2 protein-coding genes are annotated in these 1,680 nt (G+C 26.5%); both read right to left on the bottom strand.

The window, feature by feature from the left end; translation table 11 throughout:
* Positions 1–197: 197 nt before the first annotated feature.
* Positions 198–428 carry a hypothetical protein gene (locus tag HMPREF3186_RS07250; protein WP_060914585.1) on the bottom strand — a complete coding sequence of 77 codons (231 nt, stop codon included), beginning with the start codon at positions 426–428 and terminating at the stop codon, positions 198–200.
* A 483-nt stretch (positions 429–911) separates the two neighbouring features.
* Complete coding sequence (locus HMPREF3186_RS07260; RefSeq protein WP_060914587.1) at positions 912–1,142, bottom strand: hypothetical protein; 231 nt, start codon at positions 1,140–1,142, stop codon at positions 912–914.
* Between the last annotated feature and the right edge of the window lie 538 nt (positions 1,143–1,680).

The raw sequence follows: 1,680 nt of genomic DNA on the forward strand, positions 1-1,680 counted from the left end.
ATACCAAATAAAACATAGAATACTAGAAATATGTAAAATCTTTTTTTGAGTTTTTTTGCGTTTAACATAGTGACCTCCCTGAAATCGTGTATTGCGTATTTACTATGAAATAAGTGGGAGTGACTCGAAAATCGCGATTTCGAAGAAATAATATTTTGTCGAATCACTCGCTAGCTAATTTTATAGAGTGTTATTTTTTATTTTTCTACGTTTTTAGTTTTTTTAGCTATATAGTTATTTATAATCAAAGCTAACAACGTAGGTAAATTCATAAAAAATACTTCAATCACAAATAATATGATTTTGTATTTTTGTTTAAAATCTGAACTAAGTTCTCTATGTAATATTGATGATAGCGCGATACCAAATAAAACATAGAATACTAGAAATATAAAATATCTTTTTTTAATTTTTTTCGTGTTTAACATAAGAAACCTCCCTGAAATCGCGTATTGCGTATTTACTATGAAATAAGTGGGAGTGACTCGAAAATCGCGATTTCGAAGAAATAATATTTTGTCGAATCACTCGCTAGTTAATTTTATATAGTGTTATTTTTTACTTTTCTACATTTTTAGTTTTTTTATCTATATAGTTATTTATAACCAGAGCTAATACTATAGGTAAACTACTAAAAATAAAATTAAACACAAATAATATGGTTTTGTATTTATGTGTAAAATCTGGACTAACTACTTCATCAAACGAGAAATTGATTAGAGCACCAAATAACAAATAGAATACTAGAAATATAAAATATCTTTTTTTAATTTTTTTCGTGTTTAACATAAGAAACCTCCCTGAAATCGCGTATTGCGTATTTACTATGAATATGGAGTGGCTCAAAAAGTATGATCTTTTAAGAAAGAAGATTTTGTTGAGTCACTCGCTAGTTAGTGTTGGAGAGTATTTTATTTTTCTATGGTTTTAGTTTTTTTATCTATATAGTTATTTAGAACCAAAGCTAACACTAAAGGTAAATCAAAATAAACAACTTCGAGCACAAATAATATGATTTTGTATTGTCGTGTAAAGTCCGGACTAACTGCACTATCAAACAAGAAATAGATTGTAGTACCAAATAAAAAATAAAATACTAGAAATATATAAAATCTTTTTTTGAGTTTTTCTGCATTTAACATAGTAACCTCCCTGAAATCGCGTATTGCGTATTTACTATGAAATAAGTATATATGATATGAAACATATACCTTTGGTATCTTTAACATAACATAAAAACTTTAAAAATTAAAGACTGATAAAAACTTTATTTTTATGGTATAATAAAGATTAGTAGTGTTTTTAACTAGAGATAGTTAACATAACATTATTTAGAAGAAGATTTAATAATTGAGCGCTGATTTCAGAAGAATAACTTTTTTGAAGTTGGTGTTTTTTAGTTATCGGGATTAGGTTGTTGGTATATTATTACATCGAATTATCTTTGATATTTCAATAGATGAATATAGTGTGGTATAATATTTAAGTGAAATAAATAGGAAAGATTTAAGATGTAGGGGTTGACCCGAAAGACCTAAATTTTAACAAAGTGTATATGAGAGTTCATAGACGCAGTGATTTATTGATATCTAAATTCGTTTTATAAAAGCTTTTTAGATATCTAATGAACTGTGCGGGGGTTACTCTGAAAAATCGATTTCTACGAAATCACGATTTTTG

This window comes from Gemella haemolysans, assembly GCF_001553035.1.
Taxonomy (GTDB): domain Bacteria; phylum Bacillota; class Bacilli; order Staphylococcales; family Gemellaceae; genus Gemella; species Gemella haemolysans_B.